At 70.3% G+C, this 18,047-nt stretch carries 21 protein-coding genes; 12 read left to right on the forward strand and 9 right to left on the reverse strand.

What is annotated here, in order from left to right; all coding sequences use genetic code 11:
* Nucleotides 1–128: 128 nt before the first annotated feature.
* Nucleotides 129–1,124, forward strand: coding sequence for an NBR1-Ig-like domain-containing protein (locus ABD140_RS26600; protein ID WP_344243717.1), 996 nt, complete (start codon nt 129–131; stop codon nt 1,122–1,124).
* 328 nt (nt 1,125–1,452) lie between these two features.
* On the opposite strand, the gene ABD140_RS26605 is transcribed toward ABD140_RS26600, so the two are convergent.
* Nucleotides 1,453–2,277, reverse strand: coding sequence for an ABC transporter permease subunit (locus ABD140_RS26605; RefSeq protein WP_344243719.1), 825 nt, complete (start codon nt 2,275–2,277; stop codon nt 1,453–1,455).
* Nucleotides 2,274–3,194 carry an ABC transporter ATP-binding protein gene (locus ABD140_RS26610; protein ID WP_344243720.1) on the reverse strand — a complete coding sequence of 307 codons (921 nt, stop codon included), beginning with the start codon at nt 3,192–3,194 and terminating at the stop codon, nt 2,274–2,276. The genes ABD140_RS26605 and ABD140_RS26610 overlap by 4 nt, the downstream gene beginning before the upstream one ends.
* A gap of 86 nt (nt 3,195–3,280) precedes the next feature.
* On the opposite strand from ABD140_RS26610, the gene ABD140_RS26615 reads away from it, so the two are divergent.
* Nucleotides 3,281–3,745 (forward strand): GbsR/MarR family transcriptional regulator, encoded by a 465-nt coding sequence (locus ABD140_RS26615; protein WP_344243721.1) that lies wholly within the window; start codon nt 3,281–3,283, stop codon nt 3,743–3,745.
* Here ABD140_RS26615 and ABD140_RS26620 read toward each other — a convergent pair.
* Nucleotides 3,736–4,752: a zinc-dependent alcohol dehydrogenase family protein gene (locus ABD140_RS26620; RefSeq protein WP_344243722.1), complete on the reverse strand. Its 1,017-nt coding sequence runs from the start codon at nt 4,750–4,752 to the stop codon at nt 3,736–3,738. The two genes, ABD140_RS26615 and ABD140_RS26620, sit on opposite strands and share 10 nt — an antisense overlap.
* Nucleotides 4,753–5,171: 419 nt before the next feature.
* On the opposite strand from ABD140_RS26620, the gene ABD140_RS26625 reads away from it, so the two are divergent.
* The 6 genes from ABD140_RS26625 (at nt 5,172) to ABD140_RS26650 (ending at nt 8,376) form a co-directional block, all read left to right on the forward strand.
* Nucleotides 5,172–5,471, forward strand: coding sequence for a Scr1 family TA system antitoxin-like transcriptional regulator (locus ABD140_RS26625; RefSeq protein WP_344243776.1), 300 nt, complete (start codon nt 5,172–5,174; stop codon nt 5,469–5,471).
* A gap of 419 nt (nt 5,472–5,890) precedes the next feature.
* The gene (locus tag ABD140_RS26630) at nt 5,891–6,394 is read left to right on the forward strand and encodes a YbaB/EbfC family nucleoid-associated protein (protein ID WP_344243723.1); all 504 of its coding nucleotides are present in this window, start codon (nt 5,891–5,893) and stop codon (nt 6,392–6,394) included.
* The gene (locus tag ABD140_RS26635) at nt 6,384–6,749 is read left to right on the forward strand and encodes a YbaB/EbfC family nucleoid-associated protein (RefSeq protein WP_344243724.1); all 366 of its coding nucleotides are present in this window, start codon (nt 6,384–6,386) and stop codon (nt 6,747–6,749) included. Before ABD140_RS26630 ends, ABD140_RS26635 begins: the two co-directional genes overlap by 11 nt.
* Before the next feature lie 19 nt (nt 6,750–6,768).
* Complete coding sequence (locus ABD140_RS26640) at nt 6,769–7,452, forward strand: WXG100 family type VII secretion target (RefSeq protein ID WP_344243725.1); 684 nt, start codon at nt 6,769–6,771, stop codon at nt 7,450–7,452.
* Between the two features lie 35 nt (nt 7,453–7,487).
* Nucleotides 7,488–8,003, forward strand: a complete 516-nt coding sequence (locus tag ABD140_RS26645; protein WP_344243726.1) for a hypothetical protein — start codon at nt 7,488–7,490, stop codon at nt 8,001–8,003.
* 7 nt (nt 8,004–8,010) lie between these two features.
* A complete protein-coding gene (locus tag ABD140_RS26650) occupies nt 8,011–8,376 on the forward strand; it encodes a hypothetical protein (protein WP_344243727.1) in 366 nt (121 codons plus the stop codon).
* A 57-nt stretch (nt 8,377–8,433) separates the two neighbouring features.
* On the opposite strand, the gene ABD140_RS40200 is transcribed toward ABD140_RS26650, so the two are convergent.
* Nucleotides 8,434–8,730, reverse strand: a complete 297-nt coding sequence (locus tag ABD140_RS40200; RefSeq protein ID WP_425544151.1) for a hypothetical protein — start codon at nt 8,728–8,730, stop codon at nt 8,434–8,436.
* Nucleotides 8,731–8,956: 226 nt separating this feature from the next.
* Here ABD140_RS40200 and ABD140_RS26660 point away from each other — a divergent pair, with 226 nt between their 5' ends.
* A complete protein-coding gene (locus ABD140_RS26660) occupies nt 8,957–9,178 on the forward strand; it encodes a hypothetical protein (protein WP_344243728.1) in 222 nt (73 codons plus the stop codon).
* 31 nt (nt 9,179–9,209) lie between these two features.
* On the opposite strand, the gene ABD140_RS26665 is transcribed toward ABD140_RS26660, so the two are convergent.
* The 3 genes from ABD140_RS26665 to ABD140_RS26675 all read right to left on the reverse strand — a co-directional run bounded on the left by ABD140_RS26665 (nt 9,210) and on the right by ABD140_RS26675 (nt 12,506).
* A complete protein-coding gene (locus ABD140_RS26665) occupies nt 9,210–9,419 on the reverse strand; it encodes a hypothetical protein (RefSeq protein WP_344243730.1) in 210 nt (69 codons plus the stop codon).
* A gap of 122 nt (nt 9,420–9,541) precedes the next feature.
* Nucleotides 9,542–11,260 (reverse strand): glycoside hydrolase family 2 protein, encoded by a 1,719-nt coding sequence (locus tag ABD140_RS26670; RefSeq protein WP_344243731.1) that lies wholly within the window; start codon nt 11,258–11,260, stop codon nt 9,542–9,544.
* Nucleotides 11,250–12,506, reverse strand: coding sequence for an MFS transporter (locus ABD140_RS26675; protein WP_344243732.1), 1,257 nt, complete (start codon nt 12,504–12,506; stop codon nt 11,250–11,252). The genes ABD140_RS26670 and ABD140_RS26675 overlap by 11 nt, the downstream gene beginning before the upstream one ends.
* A 93-nt stretch (nt 12,507–12,599) precedes the next feature.
* On the opposite strand from ABD140_RS26675, the gene ABD140_RS26680 reads away from it, so the two are divergent.
* Both ABD140_RS26680 and ABD140_RS26685 read left to right on the forward strand, forming a co-directional pair.
* Complete coding sequence (locus tag ABD140_RS26680) at nt 12,600–13,271, forward strand: TetR/AcrR family transcriptional regulator (RefSeq protein ID WP_344243733.1); 672 nt, start codon at nt 12,600–12,602, stop codon at nt 13,269–13,271.
* Nucleotides 13,268–14,329 carry a DUF2804 domain-containing protein gene (locus tag ABD140_RS26685; RefSeq protein ID WP_344243734.1) on the forward strand — a complete coding sequence of 354 codons (1,062 nt, stop codon included), beginning with the start codon at nt 13,268–13,270 and terminating at the stop codon, nt 14,327–14,329. Before ABD140_RS26680 ends, ABD140_RS26685 begins: the two co-directional genes overlap by 4 nt.
* 4 nt (nt 14,330–14,333) lie before the next feature.
* Here the strand turns inward: ABD140_RS26685 and ABD140_RS26690 are convergent, their stop codons facing one another.
* Both ABD140_RS26690 and katG read right to left on the reverse strand, forming a co-directional pair.
* Nucleotides 14,334–14,651: a GNAT family N-acetyltransferase gene (locus tag ABD140_RS26690; RefSeq protein ID WP_344243735.1), complete on the reverse strand. Its 318-nt coding sequence runs from the start codon at nt 14,649–14,651 to the stop codon at nt 14,334–14,336.
* 179 nt (nt 14,652–14,830) lie between these two features.
* Entirely contained in the window at nt 14,831–17,062 is a 2,232-nt protein-coding gene (katG, locus tag ABD140_RS26695; protein WP_344243736.1) for a catalase/peroxidase HPI, read from the reverse strand.
* Between the two features lie 300 nt (nt 17,063–17,362).
* On the opposite strand from katG, the gene ABD140_RS26700 reads away from it, so the two are divergent.
* Nucleotides 17,363–18,046 (forward strand): GAP family protein, encoded by a 684-nt coding sequence (locus ABD140_RS26700; protein WP_344243737.1) that lies wholly within the window; start codon nt 17,363–17,365, stop codon nt 18,044–18,046.
* The last annotated feature ends 1 nt before the right edge of the window (nt 18,047 follow it).

Genomic DNA, 18,047 nt, shown 5'->3' on the forward strand with positions numbered 1-18,047 from the left:
TGGTGGTCGCCCGCGGCCCCGCCGCCTGACAGGTTCGCCACGGATCTGTCAGGCGGCTCGGTATCGTCGGCTCCCGGGCATTCCGCTCTTCTTTGTGTCGTGTGGGGAATTCGGGCCGGGAGGGTCAGGTGCGGGAAGCAGCGCAGGCGGACGGGAGCGGTCAGCGCGGGCGGAGACCCGCGCGCCCCGACCCGGCCGCGGGGCCGGTCGAGGCGTTCGCCGACCGGTTGTGGCGGCTCAAGCTGGAGGCCGGCGACCCGTCCTTCACGGAGATGTCCTCCCAGCTGGGCGCGGCGGCGTCGAAGTCGTCGCTGGCCGCCGCGGCCCAGGGGCGGACCCTGGCGAGCTGGGGCACGACCTGGGAGTTCGTCCGCGTCCTGGCGGTCGACCGGCTGGGACACGACGCGGCGGAGACCGAACGGGAGTGGCACGAACTCTGGCGCCGCACGAAAGCCCTCGCGGAACTCGGAGACACCGGCCTTCCCGGTGCCGTCGCCGAGACCGGGAGGGCGGAGGCCGTTCCCGGGCCGGTGGTAGGTGTTCCCCAGGCTGTGGAAGACGCCCCCGCGGAGGCGGAAGCCGTCGTGCCTGCGGCGGGTTTCGAGGGCGAGTCGGCGGGTGCGGTGACCGCCCCGCAGGTCGTCCCGGGTCGGCGCCCCCGGCTGAACACGGTCGGTCTCGTCACCGTCGCCGCGCTCGCGGTACTCGTCGCGGTCGCGGGTGGCGTCGCGTTCTTCTCCGAGGAGCGTCCCGTCCGGAAGCCCCCGGCGGCACAGCCCACGATCCAGGTGGACGACTCGGTCTTCGAAGGCGACATCACGTACCCGGACGGCACCCTGGTGCGGCGGGGAGAGTCCTTCGAGAAGGTGTGGCGGATCCGGAACACCGGCACGGTGGAATGGGAAGGCCGCTTCCTCATGCGGGCGAACGACGCGATCTGCGACGCCCCCGACCGCGTGGAAATCCCCCGGACCCGCCCGGGGGAGAGCGTCGACCTCCGCGTACGGGTACGGGCCCCGCGGAAGAGCGGCAAATGCCGGATCTACTGGAAGATGGTCGACGGCCAGGGCCGCACCTTCTTCCCCGGCAAGCGTCCGATCTTCCTGGACGTCCGCGTCGGCTGACCCGCTGACCTGCGGTGTTATTTGTCCAACTTCTCTTGGACGTCCCCCGGACACGGATCGCTCGACGACATCCCCGGCCCCGTGTCAGCGTGGGACCCGCGACGACCGCGACAGCGGCCGCAGGTTCTGGGGCGGCCACCCTCCCCAGTCGGCCCCCAGCTCACTCTCCGGTCTTCGCTGGGGGCCATCTTCTTCTTCCGTGCCCGCCGCTTCCCCCGTCAGGGACGGGTGCGTTCGAAGCGGACGCGGTCCTTCGCCGCGTACGAGACGGCGGCGAAGGACCGCGTTACCGAGGGCGGCGCCATGGACGACCGGCCTGGGCGGGTGTTCAGCGGCCGAGGTCGCGGCGGGTGAAGCGCCAGGTCCCGGCAGCGAGGAGTGCGGCGGTGGCGGCGGCCAGAACGCACGCGTCGGCCAGGGGGAGGCCGTTCTTCAGCGGCTCGCCGCCGATGTAGTAGTGGAAGGGAGTGAGGAGGCGCAGCCAGTCGGCGCCGACCTGGGGGGCGAAGCCGTTGACGGCGTAGGCCAGGACGCCGATTCCGGCGGCGGTGCCGAACACGGTGGCGCGGCTCCCGCCGGTGGCCGCGCCGATGGCGGTGGCGAGCGCTCCGAACAGCAGGGCGAGCAGTGCCAGGGTGACGGCCTGGGCGGTGAAGCCGCCGACGGAGACCGAGTCCAGCCCGGCGCCGGTGCGGATGGCCAGCATCGCGCCCAGGACCGCGGCCGCGATGAGCACGGCTCCACTCGCCAGGGCGGCGAAGCGGTGCAGCAGCAGGCGGGTGCGGCTGATCGGGTGGGCCAGCAGCAGGTCGAGGTGGCCGGACTCCTCGTCGGCGGAGATCATGCGGGCGCCGGTGGCGGCTCCGTAGAAGGTGGCCAGGAGCGGCACCAGCAGCCCGAACACCGCGCCCTGCAGATATCCGGCGGCCGAGCCCAGGTCGTCGAAGCCGAATCCGCTCATCGCTTCGGGCACGTTGGCGGCGGCGTCAGCGGTGATCTGCGGGTAGAAACTGGCGTACATCAGCGCCAGCAGGCCGGTGGCCAGCGCCCAGACGGTGAAAATGCGGCGGTTGTCGAACAGCGTCTTGGTGAACATCGAACGCCCGAACGCGCGGGCGGGGCCGGAGACGCCGGGCAGCACGGTGGTGGTCATGCCATGTCCTTATGCGGGGTCGCGGCGGGGTTCTCGCCGGTGTAGTAGGCGTGGAACAGCTCTTCCAGGTCCTGGCTCTCGGCGTGCAGGCCGGTGACGGTGTGGCGGGCGGCCGTTTTGACGAGGGCGTCGGGACGGCCGTCCAGCCGGCAGGTGAGCGTGGAGCCGGTCACTTCCAGTTCGGTGACGCCGGGCAGGACGGCGAACTCCTCGGCGGCGACGGGCTCGGCGAAGTCGATCCGCACCTGGAGGAAGGAGCGGGCGCGCAGCGCGGCGACGGTGTCGGTGGCCACGAGGCGGCCTTCGCGGATGATGGCCACCCGGTCGGCGACGGCCTCCACCTCGCTCATGATGTGGCTGGACATGAACACCGTCTGCCCGGCCGCCTTGGCCTCGGAGACCATGTCGAGGAACGTCTGCTGCACCAGCGGGTCGAGACCGGAGGTGGGCTCGTCCAGGATCAGCAGTTCGGGCCGGTGCATGAACGCCTGGATGAGCCCTACCTTCTGCCGGTTGCCCTTGGACAGGCTCTTGACCCGGGCCGACAGGTCCAGCTCCAGCCGGTCGGCCAGGTCCAGGACGCGCGCCGCGGGGACGCCGCCGCGCAGGTCGCCCAGGAAGGCCAGGCACTCGCCGGCCCGCTGGCGGCCGTCGACCACGAAGTCGCCGGCCAGGTAGCCGATCCGGCGGTGCAGCCGCACCGCGTCGGCCCGCGGGTCCAGCCCCAGCACCCGGACGGTGCCGCCGGTGGGGCGGATGAGGTCCAGCATCAGCCGGATGGTGGTGGATTTCCCTGCTCCGTTGGGCCCCAGGTAGCCGAAGACCTGTCCGGCCTCCACCCGCAGGGACAGGTCGTTCAGGCCGCGCCGGGAGCCGTAGTCCTTGGTGAGCCCGGACAGCTCGATCGCCGTGTTCATGCCGCGAAGGTATCAGAATGTTCAGAGATTTCTGAAGACTCAGAGGCGTTAGAATTCCGTCAAGATCGATGAAGAGGAGGACGGCCGTGGCAGACCTCGCCCACGCCGCCGAGCGGATGGCCCTGACCCTGTCCCAGAACGGGCTGCAGAAGGCGACCGCGCGGGTCCTGTCCGCGCTGCTGTTCGCCGAGGACGACAGCGTCACCGCGCCCGAACTGGCCGAACGGCTGACCCTCAGCTCCGGCTCGGTGTCGGGCGCACTCAAGGCGCTGCTCACCGTCGGGCTGATCGAACGGGTGCCCGCCCCCGGCAGCCGCCGCGAGCACTACCGTCTGCGCGAAGGCGCCTGGGCCGTCCTCATGTCGACGCAGAACACCGTCGTGCAGGCCATGTTCGAGGCGGCCGACGAGGGCATAGCCGCGGCGGGCCGCGACACCCTCGCCGCCCGCCGACTGGCCGAGATGCGCGACTTCTACAGCTTCATGTTCCGTGAGCTCCCCACCCTGGTGGACCGCTGGCAGGCCGAACGCACCCGGCGGGCTCAGGGCTGAAGCAGCACCTTGACGGCGCGGCGCTCGTCCATGGCCCGGTAGGCCTCGGCGACCTCCGCCAGCGGCAGCGTCATGTCGAAGACCCTGCCCGGGTCGATCCGGCCGTCGAATACGCGCGTGATGAGGTCGGGCAGGAAGCGGCGCACGGGCGCGGGGCCGCCCCGCAGCGCGATGAGCGAGGCGAACAGCTCCTTGCCAGGGATGTCCACCTTGTGGGGGAGGCCGACGAAGCCGATGTTCCCGCCGGGCCGGGTCGACCGCAGTGCCTGCCGCATCGACTCGTCGGTGCCGACGCACTCCAGGACGCAGTCCGCGCCGACACCGCCGGTCAGCTCCTTGACGCGGGCGACCCCCTCGTCGCCGCGCTCGGCGACGACGTCGGTGGCGCCGAACTCGCGGGCGAGCCGCTGGCGCGGCTCGTGCCGGCTCATGGCGATGATCCGCTCGGCGCCCAGCTCCCTGGCGGCGAGCACCCCGCACAGCCCGACGGCGCCGTCCCCCACGACGGCGACGGTGGCCCCGGGCCGGACCTCGGCGGCCACGGCGGCGTACCAGCCGGTGCCCATGACGTCCGAGACCGCGAGAAGGCTCGGCACGAGCTCCGCCGCCGGCTGCTCGGGCGTCGCCACGAGAGTGCCGTCCGCCATCGGAACCCGGATCCGCTCGGCCTGGCACTCGCCCATGTGCACCCGGTTCTGGCACGCGCTCTGATACCCGGCCCGGCAGACCGGACAGGTGTTGTCGGAGGCGAAGAACGACCCGACGACGAACTGCCCCGGCCGAACGGAGGCGACCTGCTTCCCCACCTCCTCGACCACCCCGACGTACTCGTGCCCCATCGGCCGAGGCCGCCGAACCTGATCGATCCCCCGATAACTCCACAGATCAGACCCGCACACGCAGGTGGCGACGACACGGATCACCGCATCGCCCGCCTCGACGATCCCCGGCTCGGGACGCTCCTCGATCCGCACATCTCCAGGACCATGGATGACGGCTCCGCGCATGACGGCCTCCCTTTCGTAGTCCCCCGACCAGCGGCGCACCCCACGGCCCGCATCCGTGCCGAACCGCGCGGTGCAAAATAGGCGAATCCCCCCTGTCTACCCCACCGCCACCACCCCGCCCCCGCCCGGGGCACACCACCCACCAAGGGCGCCTGGCCCTGTACTCCCGCCATCCACTGGTAGAGGCTGTACGACCGCCGCGCGTCCGCCACGACCAGCCCGCCCCGCCCCGAAGCCACCCAGCTCGGCCGCATCGAGCCCGGCAAGATCTCCGTCACCTGGGAGTCCGTCGCCGCGCCCCTCACCTACTACGACGTCTCGGGGGCGCGGCACGAAAGCCGGCTCGGGAGGCCGAGCAGGAAGGCTGGCGGCAGCCCTACAGCGACTTCCTCAGCAAGGACTACAACCCCTACATCGGCCTGGAAACAGCAGCCGAATCACTCCGCCTCTACCACGCCCAAGGCGTTACCGGCCTCCTCCAGACCGCTGGCTACGCCCGCAAGGACATCGCCGCGGGCGGCATGCTCACCCTCACGCCGAATCTCTGCACATCTCCCCGACCTGAGGCGCGTGCGCGTCAGCGCGGCCCGCCGCGGAGAGAGGGGCGGGGCATGGTGGCGTTTCTGCTCCGAGACGGATCCGGGAGCGTACTCCCGCCCCTCTTGACCGCGGACCCCGTACAGGGTTCTCCGACCGGCCTAGAACGCGTCGAACCCTAACGCCCGCCAGCGACATTCCCAGCGTCCCCAGGCCTTCTGCACCGAGTTCTCACCCACCGCTCCCGCACTCCCCCCGCGGACCTTCGCATCACCCGAACCCCCACCGCCGCCACCGACTTCCTCATCCGCGCCAAGCCGCCGGACACCAAACCCTTCGGCCCTCGAACCGGTTGGACGAGACGGATTCAAGGGGGAGGAACAAAAGGGTTCCTGACCGATTGCGGCCAGAACTAGCGTGGATTGCCTACGCCGTTCCTCGTCGAGCCCATCGCAATCTGACTCTAACCTCAGGATATTCCACACAGGGGTGAAGTGCGCGGGAGGCGGCTGCCGACGACGTGAGGTCAAGCGTTGATCGTTACGGTCGGAGCGTGGCAGAATCTTCGACCGAGCCGGATCGGCGAACAAGGAGAGCATCCGTGCCGGATCACAATGAACAAAATTTCATAGACCTGCTGAATACGGCAACCCCGTTCGCGCCGAAGAACGATGTCGAGGCCCGAGATCGAATACTTCCTTTCGTCGGAGAGGAAGAACCGGAAGAGGAAGTAAAGCGGCCGAGGAGGTATGAGCCTCCGCTGGAACCACCGGACACGGCCGCACTTCGGTACAGGGCGGAAGCCGAGGCGGTACACGAAGAACCCCCGGATGAAGGGCTCGGCGAACGACTGCGGGAACTGGAGTGCCGACTCGAGTCGGAAAGATACGAGGTGAATGTGCTCGAGGGCATGGCGCGGATCGGCACCGATGGGCACGGGACGCTCCTCGCCATAGAAGTCGATGCTGCGGCGGCCGGTGCCCGGGGAACACGCTCGCTCGGGTCCGCGCTCGTCCAGGCCATCAACACCGCGGCTCGGGAGAACGGGGAGAGGGCGAGGGCGCTGCGTGCGGAACTCCTGGGAGGGGAGAGCGGTGAACCATGACCGCGATGCGCGTTTGGCGTCGCTCCGAACCGCACGCGCCGGGCTGGTCGATTCCCTCATGCGTCTTGAGCGGGAACGGGAGGCCATAGAGGCGAGTTTCCGGGAGGCGGAGGAGTATGACGAGCGCCTGGCCACGACCTTGTTCCGGCGAGAACTGGAAGTCGGTCTCGGTGAGGTGACCATGCTCGGCTCGGGCGAGCTGGTAGAGATCCGGCTCATCGAAGCCGCAGTGCGGACATCGGATCTGAGGAAGCTGGGCGAACGGCTGCTGGCTTCGATCACCGATCTGAGACGGCAGGTCATCGCGGAGCGCACGGCGGCACGGAAACAGATCTTTCGGCATTTCTCATTCTGAATCGCGGAAGGCGGAGGTCATGGCGCAGAGGCCCGGCGGAGGCAGACGCCCCACCCCACCGGTCGTCCCCACCCCCACCGAACCCCCGCCGGGGGAACTGTCGACGCTGGAGAAGGCGTTGTCGTCGACGGTGCACGTTGCTCTGGCGGTGGAGATGCTCCGGCACGCCAAGAAGCTGGGTGGAAGACCGGAAAAGGTGCTGGAGGCGGTGGACGCCTGGCACGACGCAGCCAAGAAGATCGATGACGCGGCACAGAACATGTTCAGTTCGTTCAATGACTTGGGTACGTATTGGGAAGGTCCTGCATACGGCACCTACAAGGATTTCATGACGAACAACATCAAGATCGCCGACAAGGACTTCGATGCACTCGTCGCGGCCGGCGAGAACATCATAGAGATGTACAGGCATGTCGTGCAGGCATGTGTTGACAGGAATCAGGCCATAGCGAAGGCGGCGATTGCGATAGGCAACAACGTCGGATATATCTTCGGTAATGAGAACAACGAAGAGACGCTTGCCATCCGAGTGGCCCTGGAGAATTTTGCGATCGAGTATTCCGGAATCAAGGGAACGCTCACGACGACGTTGTCGAACTACCAGGCTTCGATCAAGAGCCTCAAGGGAACGACTCTGTCGGTGAGCCCTCCCGGCGGCTTCCCCCCGAGTGTGCGAGACCGGAGTAAGTGGGAACCCACGTGAGGATGAGACTGAGAGTTCCCTGTCTGGTCGCAGTGTTGACGCTCTTCGCGTCGGGCGGTTGCTCCTCCGGCGAACGAGAGGTGGAGCCGTCACCGACGGTACTTCGGGCCTGGCATGCGCCTGACGCGTGCTCTCTCGTCGACGCCGAATTCCGGGAAGACCTGCTGGGACAGCCCCAGGAGCCCGAGCGGCCCGTCTACAGCGGATGCGGCTACAGCCGGAGGGATGTCAACCGAAAACTCGACGTCTCAGTGCGCGAAGGGCTGTGGAAAGCGCAGAAGCACGATTTGGAGTCCACTACCGAGGCGGCACGCCAGATGTACTCCGAGGCGATCTCCGTGCGTTCGATGCCCTGTAGTCCGCTTCGGTTCCAGGGCGTCGATGAAGCCTGCTGGTCCAAGGCCTACGAGGGGCTGATCAGCATCGAGTTGCGTAAAGCCGACGTCATCGTGTCGGTCGCCTACACGAACGGCGAGTACAGGGGAGTGAAGGACTCCGTGCTGGAGAAGGCCGCCCAGAGAATAGGCCGACATATCGCGGAAAGGATGTGACGAAAAGATGGCCGGCGACTACACCGCTTATGAGCTTCGACAGATCGCCAAATCCGGTGACACCATCAAGGAAGCGGCTCTCGACTGGGTGGGTGCCGTCAAGGCGCTGGACAAGGCATACCTCCAGTCGGGCACTTTCGGATCGGCCGGAGACGACGCCGGACTCCCCGAGAACTACGGCAATGTGGTCACCTCCGTCATCGTGAGCTTGAACGATGGCGTTTACAGCCTTGAAGACTGCGCGCTGGCACTGTTCAGGATCGCCAAGGTCTACGAAGAGAACGAAGAGGCCCTTGAGAAGGAGATCCTGAAGGCCAGGGGCGTCCGCGCCCCGAAGGGCATAGCCCCGGAGCGCAGGTTTCCGGGATTCTGAGACCTCCATAGTCGCCGACGGCGGGGGTCGCGTCCATGCCGGCTCGGTGAACCCGTTTCATCCTCGGGTCGCTTGAGTGACCCGGTGGTTCTGCAGGACGGCGATGGCTTTGACCAGGTGGCCGGCCTTGCCGGGGCTGCAACGCAGCCTGCGCAGGATCCTCCATGATCGCGCCGTCAGGTGCGGCGACGACCTGGATGTTCGCCCCGTGGAAGCGGTGTTTCTCGGAGTAGTACGGTCAGCCGCCACGCGGTCGGTGCGGATCAGCGTGCCGTCCAGCACGAGCAGGGCTTGTCGGGCCGGGCTGAGCAGCCTCCAGGGCGAGGCTAGCGCCTCGCGGTGACGGTTGATCATCCCGGCGTCGTAGTCCGGCGTTGAACGCGACACATCAACGACAGCACGATGGAAGGCACCGAAGCTCCTGGCCGAGACGGGTGTCGGTTGTGGTGATCGACCCATCTACCAGTAGCTTCTCTACGTTCAGGGTCAGACCCTCAACTCGCGATCAGGCTGTGATCGGCGCATCCAGAATAAGGATGAAAAAGGGTCAATGACGAAGAGGGACGTATTCTCGCTCGGTATGGGGTTGTTCAAGGGTAAGAAGGCCAAGGGGCCGCAGCGGTACAACCTTCCCCACGGGCAGATGCTCACGTGTCTGGTCTGCCGGGGGCAGTTCTTCGACCGGCGCCGGTACAAGCTGAACACCACGGGCATGGAGTTTCTGGATCTGGCGTGGGCGAACGAGGACGCCACGTGCCTGGTCTGCGTCAACTGCCGGCACATTCACTGGTTCGCCTTCTGAGTGGCGTCCTCGCGGTGGCGGGCCCCAGGGTTCAGTGGCAGAAGGTCTTGGTGACGGGGGCCAGGCGCCAGGAGCCGCCCGTCGGGAAGATCAGCTCCACCTTGACGAAGGGTGGCCACGGGATGGTGAAGCAGGACTGGCCGGCCGCCTGGGTGGGGGCGGCATGGGCGGGTGCCGAGAGTGCCGGGACGGTCAGGGCGGCGGCGAGTGCGGCCGCCGAGGCGAGAGTGCGCAGCTTCATGGGCTGTCTCCTCGTGTCGGGGACTGCCACTCTGCTCGCCTTCCGAGGGGCCGGCATTGGTGAGTTCGACGAAAAACGGGCGTTCGGTCGTTGTCCGTGACGAGGGGGGTCGTGCGGGCGGGTCACGCGTAGCGGAGGCGGGCGGTGATGGCGCGGACGGTTTCGGGGTCGAGTTTGACGACCTCGCGGTCCTGGGTGAGGAGGCCGTTCATCTCGTCCTGGACGTCGCTGAGCTGGGTGTAGACGGTGGCGCTGAGGCCGCGGGGGACAGCGGGGATGATCTGGTCCTCGTGGAGGCGGCGGAAGGCCTGGGTGAGGGCTTCGGAGGAGTGGTAGCGGCGGTAGCCGAAGTGGTTCTCGCTGCTGCGGTGGCCGTCGACGGTCAGGCTGTAGCCGCCGTATTCGGTGAGGGCCAGGACGCGGGGGTCGCGGCGGCGGGGGACGCGGAAGGCGCGGAAGTAGACGTGGAGGCTGTGGAGGTCGCCCGCGCCCTGGTCGTGCCAGCCGCTGGCGTGGTCGACGGTGCGGGTCGGGTCGAGGGCGGCGAGGTCGGCGGCGACGCGGGCGGCGTCGAACTGGCCCCAGCCCTCGTTGAAGGGGACCCAGACGGCGAGGCTGACGACGTTGCGCAGGTGTTCGACGGTGGCGCGCATCTCGCGTTCGAACTCGGCGCGGCCGGAGGCGTCGGCGCGGCCGAAGCGGCGGTGGGCCGAGGGGCGGTCGTCGCGGAGGCGGACGAAGGGGGCGACGGCCGGGAGGGTGACGACGGCGGGGCGGTAGGGCTCGCCGCCGTTGACCATGTCCTGCCAGACGAGCATGCCGAGGCGGTCGCAGTGGTGGTACCAGCGCAGCGGTTCGATCTTGATGTGCTTGCGCAGCATGGTGAAGCCCAGGTCCTTCATGGCCTGGATGTCGCGGACCATCGCCTCGTCGGACGGTGGCGTGTACAGGCCGCCCGACCAGTAGCCCTGGTCGAGGACGCCGGCGTGGAAGTACGGCCGGCCGTTGAGCAGGAGCCGGGGCAGGCCGGAGGCGTCGGGGCCGACGCCGAACGAGCGCATGCCGAAGTAGCCGCGCACCCGGTCCTCGCCGAGGCGGACCTCCAGGTCGTACAGGAACGGGTCCTCGGGCGTCCACGGCCGGACGTCCGGGACCGGCAGGCGGACGGGTCCACCGGCCGGGGCCTCCGCGCTCGCGATCACGGCGCCGTCGCGCAGCACGTCGATGCGGGCGGGCAGGCTCTCCGAGGCCCGCACGGTGACCTCCACGCACCCCTCCGCGAGATGCGGAACGATGACGAGGCCCTGGACGTGGGCCGCCGGCACGGACTCGGCCCAGACGGTCTGCCAGATGCCCGACTGCGGCGTGTACCAGATCCCGCCGTGCTCGCCGCGCTGCTTGCCGCGTGAGTGGTGGCCGGTGTCCGACACGTCCCGGACCTTCACCACCAGGGTGTTCTCCCCGGGCGCCAGCGCCTCGGTGACGTCCAGGACGAACGGCAGGTAACCGCCCACGTGGCCGCCCACCGCCACCCCGTTGAGCAGCACCTCGCAGCTCTGGTCCACCGCGCCGAAGTGGAGCAGCACCCTGTCCCGGACGAAGCCCTCGGGCAGCACCCAGGTGCGCCGGTACCAGAGCACCTGCTCCGGCGTCAGCGTACGCCCGACCCCGGACAGCTCGGCCTCCGGGGAGAAGGGCACGAGGATCTCGCCGTCGTACTCCCGCGGCTCGGCGGCGTACGCGGACGTGATGGCGTAGTCCCACCGTCCGTTGAGGTTCAGGTGGCCGTCGCGGACGAGCTGCGGCCTCGGGTACTCGGGGAACACCTCGTCAGCGGACACCGCGGATCCTCCAGACCAGGACAGCGCCGGTCAGCGCGGCGAGCGCCGCGACGCCGAACATCAGGGGGTAGCCGCCGGGCGAGGTGACCAGCGGCGCGGCCACGACCGGGCCGAGGACGAAGCCGAGCGAGGTGGCCAGGCTCACCACGCCCAGGTCCTTGCCGCGGTCGGCGTCGGCGGGCAGCAGCCGGGTCACCATGGCCTGGTCGACGGAGACGAAGACGCCGGTCCCGGCGCCCAGCAGCGCGGCCGCGACGAGGGCGGCGGGCCAGCTGTCGCCGAAGGCGAGGGTGAGGGCGGCGAGGGCCATCACGGCGCCGCCGGTGAAGACGACGACGCGGGTGCGGCCGCTGCGGTCCGACCACCAGCCCGCGGCGAGGCCGGGCAGGACGCTGCTCAGCGAGAAGACCGTGACCATGACCAGCACCCCCTCCTGGTTCGTGGAACCGGGGAAGAGCCGCTCGTAGTGCAGCGAGTCCCGCAGGTAGTACAGGAGGTAGCCGATGCCCATGGACAGGGCCAGGTTCACCAGGAACCGGCTGAGCCAGGCCCAGGCGAAGTCGGGGTGCCGCTTCGGATTGACCCAGAGCCCGGACCAGATCGGCTTGCGCGGGCCCGGCGGCGGCAGCTCGGGCTCGCCGTAGCGCAGCGGGAACGGCAGGGCGACCAGCAGGAGCAGCGCGCCCATGGCCAGGTAGCCGGCCAGGAGGTCCTTGACCGCGAAGGTCACCACGGCGCCGCCGATCAGCGGGCCGATGAGGACCGCCACCCCGGCCAGCGCGGAGGCGCGTCCGCGCTGGTGGACGGGCACCTGGTCGGGCACCGCGGCGACCGCGGTGGCCAGCACGAGCGTGAAGGCCAGCTGCGCCAGCGACCAGCCGAGGACGAGTCCGGCGATGGAGTGCTGCGAGCCCAGGAACCCCAGGGAGGCCGCGGCCAGCAGGGATCCGGCGACGACCCACGGCCGCCGCCGTCCGAAGCGGGTGCGGGTGCGGTCGGAGAGCGCCCCGGCCAGCGGGTTGGCGACCGCGGTGACGATCGAGCCGGCCGCGAAGACCAGGGCCAGCGACGCCTCCTTGTGGAGGGCGTCGATGCGCTCGACGTGCGAGGGCAGCAGGATCTGCGTCGAGGCGTTCGAGGCCATGATCACCCCGAGCTGCACCAGGGCGAGCAGGGACATCCAGCGCAGTGTGACGTCCGTGCCGCGGGCGTCGTCGGGGGCCGGGGGCTTGGCCGGCTCCGTCACGGCCGTCACCTGCCTTCAGTCAAACGTGAGGGGTCGCCATGTTAGAAACATGACGGGTCGACATGTTATGACTGTGCCGTGGAGAGTCAAGGGGTGCGCCGCACACCGGTGCAGCAGCGCAGCCGGGAGCGGGTCGAGCGCATCCTCGACGCCTGCGCCGAACTCCTCGACGAGGTCGGCTCCGACGCGCTGACCGTCACCGCGGTCGCCCGCCGGGCGGGGGTCCCCACCGGCACCGTGTACCAGTTCTTCGACGGCAGGATCGGCCTGCTGCGCCATCTGGCCCTGCGCCACCTGGACATCCTCATCGACAGGCTGCGCGCCCGCGCCGCGGGGGAGGCCGAGCTGTCCTGGCCGCGCGCCGGGGAGATCGTCATCGAGGAGACGGTGCAGATGCGGAAGGTGATCCCGGGCTTCACCGTCGTGGACTTCGGCGAGGCGCGCCCCGGCGGCGAGAAGTACCTGCCCGAGGGCACCACCGAGGCCGGCGGCGACATCCTGGCCGAACGGCTCTACCGGTTCGCCGTCGAGGAGGCCGGGCTGCCCCCGCTGGCCGACCCCTACCGCGTGACCAGCCTCGCGATCCAGACCACCGCCGTCGGCATCGACCTCGCCTTCCGCGACTCGCGGGAGGGCGACGCCGCCATGGTCGAGCAGACCAGGCGCCTGCTCGGCGCCTACTTCGCCGACGCCGCCCGGCGTTCGCGCGCCGAACCGCCGGAACCCGAGGATCCGGCCCTCCCCGATCAGGACGGTGGCCGATGACCACACACGAGACCGAGATCACCGCCGCCACCGACCTGTGCGGTCCCGGCGGCGGGCTGAACCCCGCCGCGGCGGGCTGGTCGCGGACCCCGCTGCACCGCGCCAACCTGAGCGGCTGGGGCCGTACGAAGCGCTGGGAGTACTGGTGCGTCACCTCCCCGACCCACCTGGTCGCGGTGACCGTCAGCGACCTCGACTTCCTGGCCGTCAACACGGTCTACGTCCTGGAGTATGCGCGGGACGGGCGGCCCGCCGTCGAGTTCGAACGCACCGCGCTGGTGCCGTTCGGCCGCGGCGTCGACCTGCCGGAGGGCATCGCGGGAAGCGGCGGCCCGTACGGCGGCGACGTGGTGTTCGGCCCGGAGAAGCCCGTCGGCGGCCAGGTGCGCATCTCCCTCACCCACGAGGAGGGCGGCACCCGCCTGCGGGCCCGCATGGTCACCCGCGACAGGCGTCCGGTCGAGCTCGACGTCCTGGCCGCGCTCCCGGAAGGCCACGAGACGCTCAGCGTCGTGGTCCCCTGGAACGAGAAGCAGTTCCAGTTCACCTCGAAGCACACCGCACGCCCGGCTTCCGGCACCCTGCGCATCGGCGAGCGCGTCCTGCCCTTCGCCGACGACGCCTGGGCCACCCTCGACCACGGCCGAGGCCGCTGGCCCCGCAGCATCACCTGGAACTGGGGCGCCGCCTCCGGCACCACCGACGGCCACACCGTGGGCCTCCAGTTCGGCGGCAAGTGGACCGACGGGACGGGCGCCACGGAGAACGCCCTCGTCGTCGACGGCCACCTCGACAAGATCGGCGCCCGGCTCGACTGGACCTACGACCGCGCCGACTTCCTCCGCCCCTGGACCCTGCGCACCAGGGACTCCGACCAGGTCGACCTGACCTTCACCCCGTTCCACGACCACCGCACCCGCACCGAGGCCGTCTTCATGGCCAACCGCGCCGACCAGTGCTTCGGCCACTACTCCGGCCGCATCACCACCGACGCGGGCGACACCCTCCGCGTCGACGGCCTCCTCGGCTGGGCCGAAGAGGTGTACATGCGCTGGTAGCCGGTCAGTCCTTCGCGGAGCCGGAGGACTGGTAGGCGAGGTCGGTGTACTCGGGGTGGCGGCGCATCCAGGAGGCGACGAAGGGGCAGGTGGCCAGGACGCGGATGCCGCGGGCGCGGGCGTCGTCCAGGGCGGCGCGGGCCAGGGCTCCGCCGACGCCGCGGCCCTCGAAGGCGTTGTCGACCTCGGTGTGGGGGTAGACGACGAAGCCGGGGTTGCGGATGTACTCGAGGAACCCCGCCAGGGCGCCGTCGATGTGGGCTTCGAAGCGCTTGCGCTCGGGGGCGTCGGAGACGACGACGTCACTGGGTTCGGCGGCCAACTGATCTCTCCTTCACGATGACGGGGCCATCCTGCCCTTTCCGGCGGAAGAACGCGTGATGGTCCTCCCCCTTCGTACCGTCTGCCGCTCGGAGGGTTCTCGGCGGGGTCCTCGATGGGGTCGGGAAAGGGAACGGCCCCGGCCGGAGCCGGGGCCGTCGGACGGGTGGAGGGACGGGGTCAGGACAGGTCGAAGCGGTCCAGGTCCATGACCTTCGTCCAGGCGGCGACGAAGTCGTGGACGAACTTCTCCTTCGCGTCGTCGCTCGCGTAGACCTCGGCGACGGCGCGGAGCTCGGCGTTGGAGCCGAAGACGAGGTCGGCGCGGGTGCCGGTCCACCTGAGCTCGCCGGTGGCGGCGTCGCGGGCCTCGAAGGAGGTCGCGTCCTCGGCGGTGGCCTTCCACACCGTGCCGAGGTCGAGGAGGTTGACGAAGAAGTCGTTGGTGAGGGTGCCGGGGGCGTCGGTGAGCACGCCGAGCGGCGACTGCTGGTGGTTGGCGCCCAGGACGCGCAGGCCGCCGACGAGGACGGTCATCTCGGGGGCGCTGAGGGTCAGCAGGTTCGCCCGGTCGAGGAGCAGGTACTCGGCGGGGAGCCGGTTGCCCTTCCCGTAGTAGTTGCGGAACCCGTCGGCGGACGGCTCCAGGGCGGCGAACGACTCGGCGTCGGTCTGCTCCTGCGAGGCGTCGACGCGGCCCGGCGTGAAGGGCACCTGGACTTCGAACCCGGCGTCCTTGGCCGCCTTCACGATGGCCGCGCCGCCCGCGAGGACGATCAGGTCGGCGAGGGAGACGCGCTTGCCGCCGGTCTGGGCGGCGTTGAAGGACTCCTGGACGCCCTCCAGGGTGCGCAGCACGGTCGCGAGCTGGTCCGGGTCGTTGGCCTCCCAGCTCCGCTGCGGCTCCAGGCGGATGCGCGCGCCGTTGGCGCCGCCCCGCTTGTCGCTGCCGCGGAAGGACGAGGCCGACGCCCACGCGGTGGAGACGAGCTGGGATACCGACAGCCCCGACGCCAGGACGTGCTCCTTGAGGGCCGCGACGTCGTCGGCGTCGATGAGCTCGTGCGTCCGCTCGGGCAGCGGGTCCTGCCACAGCAGGGTCTCGGCGGGGACCTCCGGGCCGAGGTAGCGCGAGGCGGGGCCCATGTCGCGGTGGGTCAGCTTGAACCACGCGCGGGCGAAGGCGTCCGCGAACTCCTCGGGGTGGTCGAGCCAGCGCCGCGTGATCCGCTCGTAGACGGGGTCGAAGCGCAGCGAGAGGTCGGTCGTGAGCATCGTCGGGGCGTGGCTCTTGGCCGGGTCGTGCGCGTCGGGGACGGTGCCCGCCCCGGCGCCGTCCTTCGGCCGCCACTGGTGCGCGCCCGCGGGGCTCTGGAACAGCTCCCACTCGTAGCCGTACAGGATCTCCAGGAAGCTGTTGTCCCACTGGGTCGGGGTGTTGGTCCAGATGCCCTCGAGGCCGCTGGTGATGGTGTCGCCGCCCTTGCCGGTGCCGAAGGTGCTCCGCCAGCCCAGGCCCTGCTCCTCGAGCGACGCGGCCTCGGGGTCGGCGCCGACGTGCTCGGCCGGGCCCGCGCCGTGCGTCTTGCCGAAGGTGTGGCCGCCCGCGATGAGGGCGGCGGTCTCCTCGTCGTTCATCGCCATCCGGCGGAACGTCTCGCGGATGTCGCGGGCCGCGGCGAGCGGGTCGGGGTTGCCGTTGGGGCCCTCGGGGTTGACGTAGATGAGGCCCATCTGGACCGCGCCGAGGGGCTCCTCCAGCTCGCGGTCGCCGGTGTAGCGCTGGTCGCCGAGCCAGGTCGACTCGGGACCCCAGTACACGTCCTCCTCCGACTCCCAGGCGTCCTCGCGGCCCCCGGCGAAGCCGAAGGGCGTGAAGCCCATCGTCTCCAGGGCGACGTTGCCGGTGAGGATGAGGAGGTCGGCCCAGGAGAGTTTGCGGCCGTACTTCTTCTTGACCGGCCACAGCAGGCGGCGCGCCTTGTCGAGGTTGCCGTTGTCGGGCCAGCTGTTGAGGGGGGCGAAGCGCTGCTGCCCGGATCCGGCGCCGCCGCGGCCGTCGCTGATCCGGTAGGTGCCGGCGCTGTGCCACGCCATGCGGACCATGAACGGCCCGTAGTGGCCGAAGTCGGCGGGCCACCAGTCCTGCGAGGTCGTCAGCACCTCGGCGATGTCCCGCTTCACCGCCGGGAGGTCGAGGGTCTGGAACTCCGCGGCGTAGTCGAAGCCCCCGCCGAGCGGGTTGGCCACCTCGGGGTTCTTGGCGAGGATCTTCAGGTTGAGCCGTTCCGGCCACCACTGGCGGTTGCCGCCGCCCTGGGTCGGGTGCAGGGCGCGGTCGTGCGCGACCGGGCAGCCGCTCTCGCCGTCCGTCTTGGGGTCGGTGACGATCGCGTCGTGGTTCTCGGTCATGGGAATCCTTCCGGGCGGGGGATGAAGGTATTCGGGGAGTGCCGAGCGGGGGAAGGGGCACGAGCGGCCGTCGCCCGCGCCCCGGTCCCGTGCGGCTCCTCGCCGGGGTCCGGGGGCCGGGATGCGCTCATGGCGCAGAACCTACTTCGTAAACACGAACCGCACAAGACAATGAGTGAACCAAGTTTGTGCGGCCGCGAGCGCCCCGCGGCCGCGAGGCGCTCGGCAAAGGAACGGTCACCCGCCGTTCTCCGGCCGTCCACCGGGGAAGGCCTACTCCGACGCCGACCGGGGGAGGGCATGGTGGGTTTCGGCCAGGCGCTCGGCGAGCTGCTGCCGTCGGCGGTCGGTGTCGCGCTGAGCCCCATCCCGATCATCGCGGTGGTGCTCATGCTGATGTCGCCGAACGCGGGCCGCACGGCTCCGGCGCTCGCGCTCGGCTGGGTGGCCGGGCTGGCGGCGGCCACCGCGGTCGTGGTGCTGGTGGCCGACCCCGCCGGCGCCGCGCGGGAGGGCGCCCGTCCCGTCGTCGGCTGGATCAAGGTCGTGCTCGGCCTGCTGTTCCTGGTGCTGGCCGCGGGGCAGTGGCGCAAGCGCCCCCGGCCCGGGGAGGCCCCGGAGCTGCCCGGATGGATGGCGGCGATCGACCGCATGTCCTTCGGCAAGGCGCTGGGCCTGGGCGCGGTGCTGTCGGCCGCCAACCCCAAGAACCTCACGCTCGCCGTCGCCGCCGCGCTAGCCGTCGCCCAGGCCGGGCTCGGCGGCGGCGGGGCGGCCGCGGCGGTCGCGGTGTTCGTCGTCCTGGGCAGCCTGACCGTGGCCGGTCCCGTCCTGGTCTACCTCGCCCTGCGCGACCGCGTCCGGGCGCCGCTGCTGGCGGCCAAGGACTGGCTGGTGCGCGAGAACGCCACCGTGATGTTCATCGTGCTGCTCGTCCTCGGCGTCGTCATCATCGGCAAGGGCATCACCTCCATCACCGCCTGAC

The sequence above is a fragment of the Actinocorallia libanotica genome (genome assembly GCF_039525175.1).
In the GTDB taxonomy this organism is placed as follows: Bacteria; Actinomycetota; Actinomycetes; order Streptosporangiales; family Streptosporangiaceae; genus Actinocorallia; species Actinocorallia libanotica.

What these genes read in the sequence shown, in the direction of transcription:
- ABD140_RS26700 (WP_344243737.1), top strand. Translation starts at nt 17,363, where the DNA reads ATGGTGGGTTTCGGCCAGGCGCTCGGCGAGCTGCTGCCGTCGGCGGTC.
- ABD140_RS26610 (WP_344243720.1), bottom strand. Translation starts at nt 3,194, where the DNA reads ATGAACACGGCGATCGAGCTGTCCGGGCTCACCAAGGACTACGGCTCC.
- ABD140_RS26650 (WP_344243727.1), top strand. Translation starts at nt 8,011, where the DNA reads ATGGCCGGCGACTACACCGCTTATGAGCTTCGACAGATCGCCAAATCC.
- ABD140_RS26665 (WP_344243730.1), bottom strand. Translation starts at nt 9,419, where the DNA reads ATGAAGCTGCGCACTCTCGCCTCGGCGGCCGCACTCGCCGCCGCCCTG.
- ABD140_RS26685 (WP_344243734.1), top strand. Translation starts at nt 13,268, where the DNA reads ATGACCACACACGAGACCGAGATCACCGCCGCCACCGACCTGTGCGGT.
- katG (WP_344243736.1), bottom strand. Translation starts at nt 17,062, where the DNA reads ATGACCGAGAACCACGACGCGATCGTCACCGACCCCAAGACGGACGGC.
- ABD140_RS26620 (WP_344243722.1), bottom strand. Translation starts at nt 4,752, where the DNA reads ATGCGCGGAGCCGTCATCCATGGTCCTGGAGATGTGCGGATCGAGGAG.
- ABD140_RS40200 (WP_425544151.1), bottom strand. Translation starts at nt 8,730, where the DNA reads ATGATCAACCGTCACCGCGAGGCGCTAGCCTCGCCCTGGAGGCTGCTC.
- ABD140_RS26605 (WP_344243719.1), bottom strand. Translation starts at nt 2,277, where the DNA reads ATGACCACCACCGTGCTGCCCGGCGTCTCCGGCCCCGCCCGCGCGTTC.
- ABD140_RS26660 (WP_344243728.1), top strand. Translation starts at nt 8,957, where the DNA reads ATGGGGTTGTTCAAGGGTAAGAAGGCCAAGGGGCCGCAGCGGTACAAC.
- ABD140_RS26640 (WP_344243725.1), top strand. Translation starts at nt 6,769, where the DNA reads ATGGCGCAGAGGCCCGGCGGAGGCAGACGCCCCACCCCACCGGTCGTC.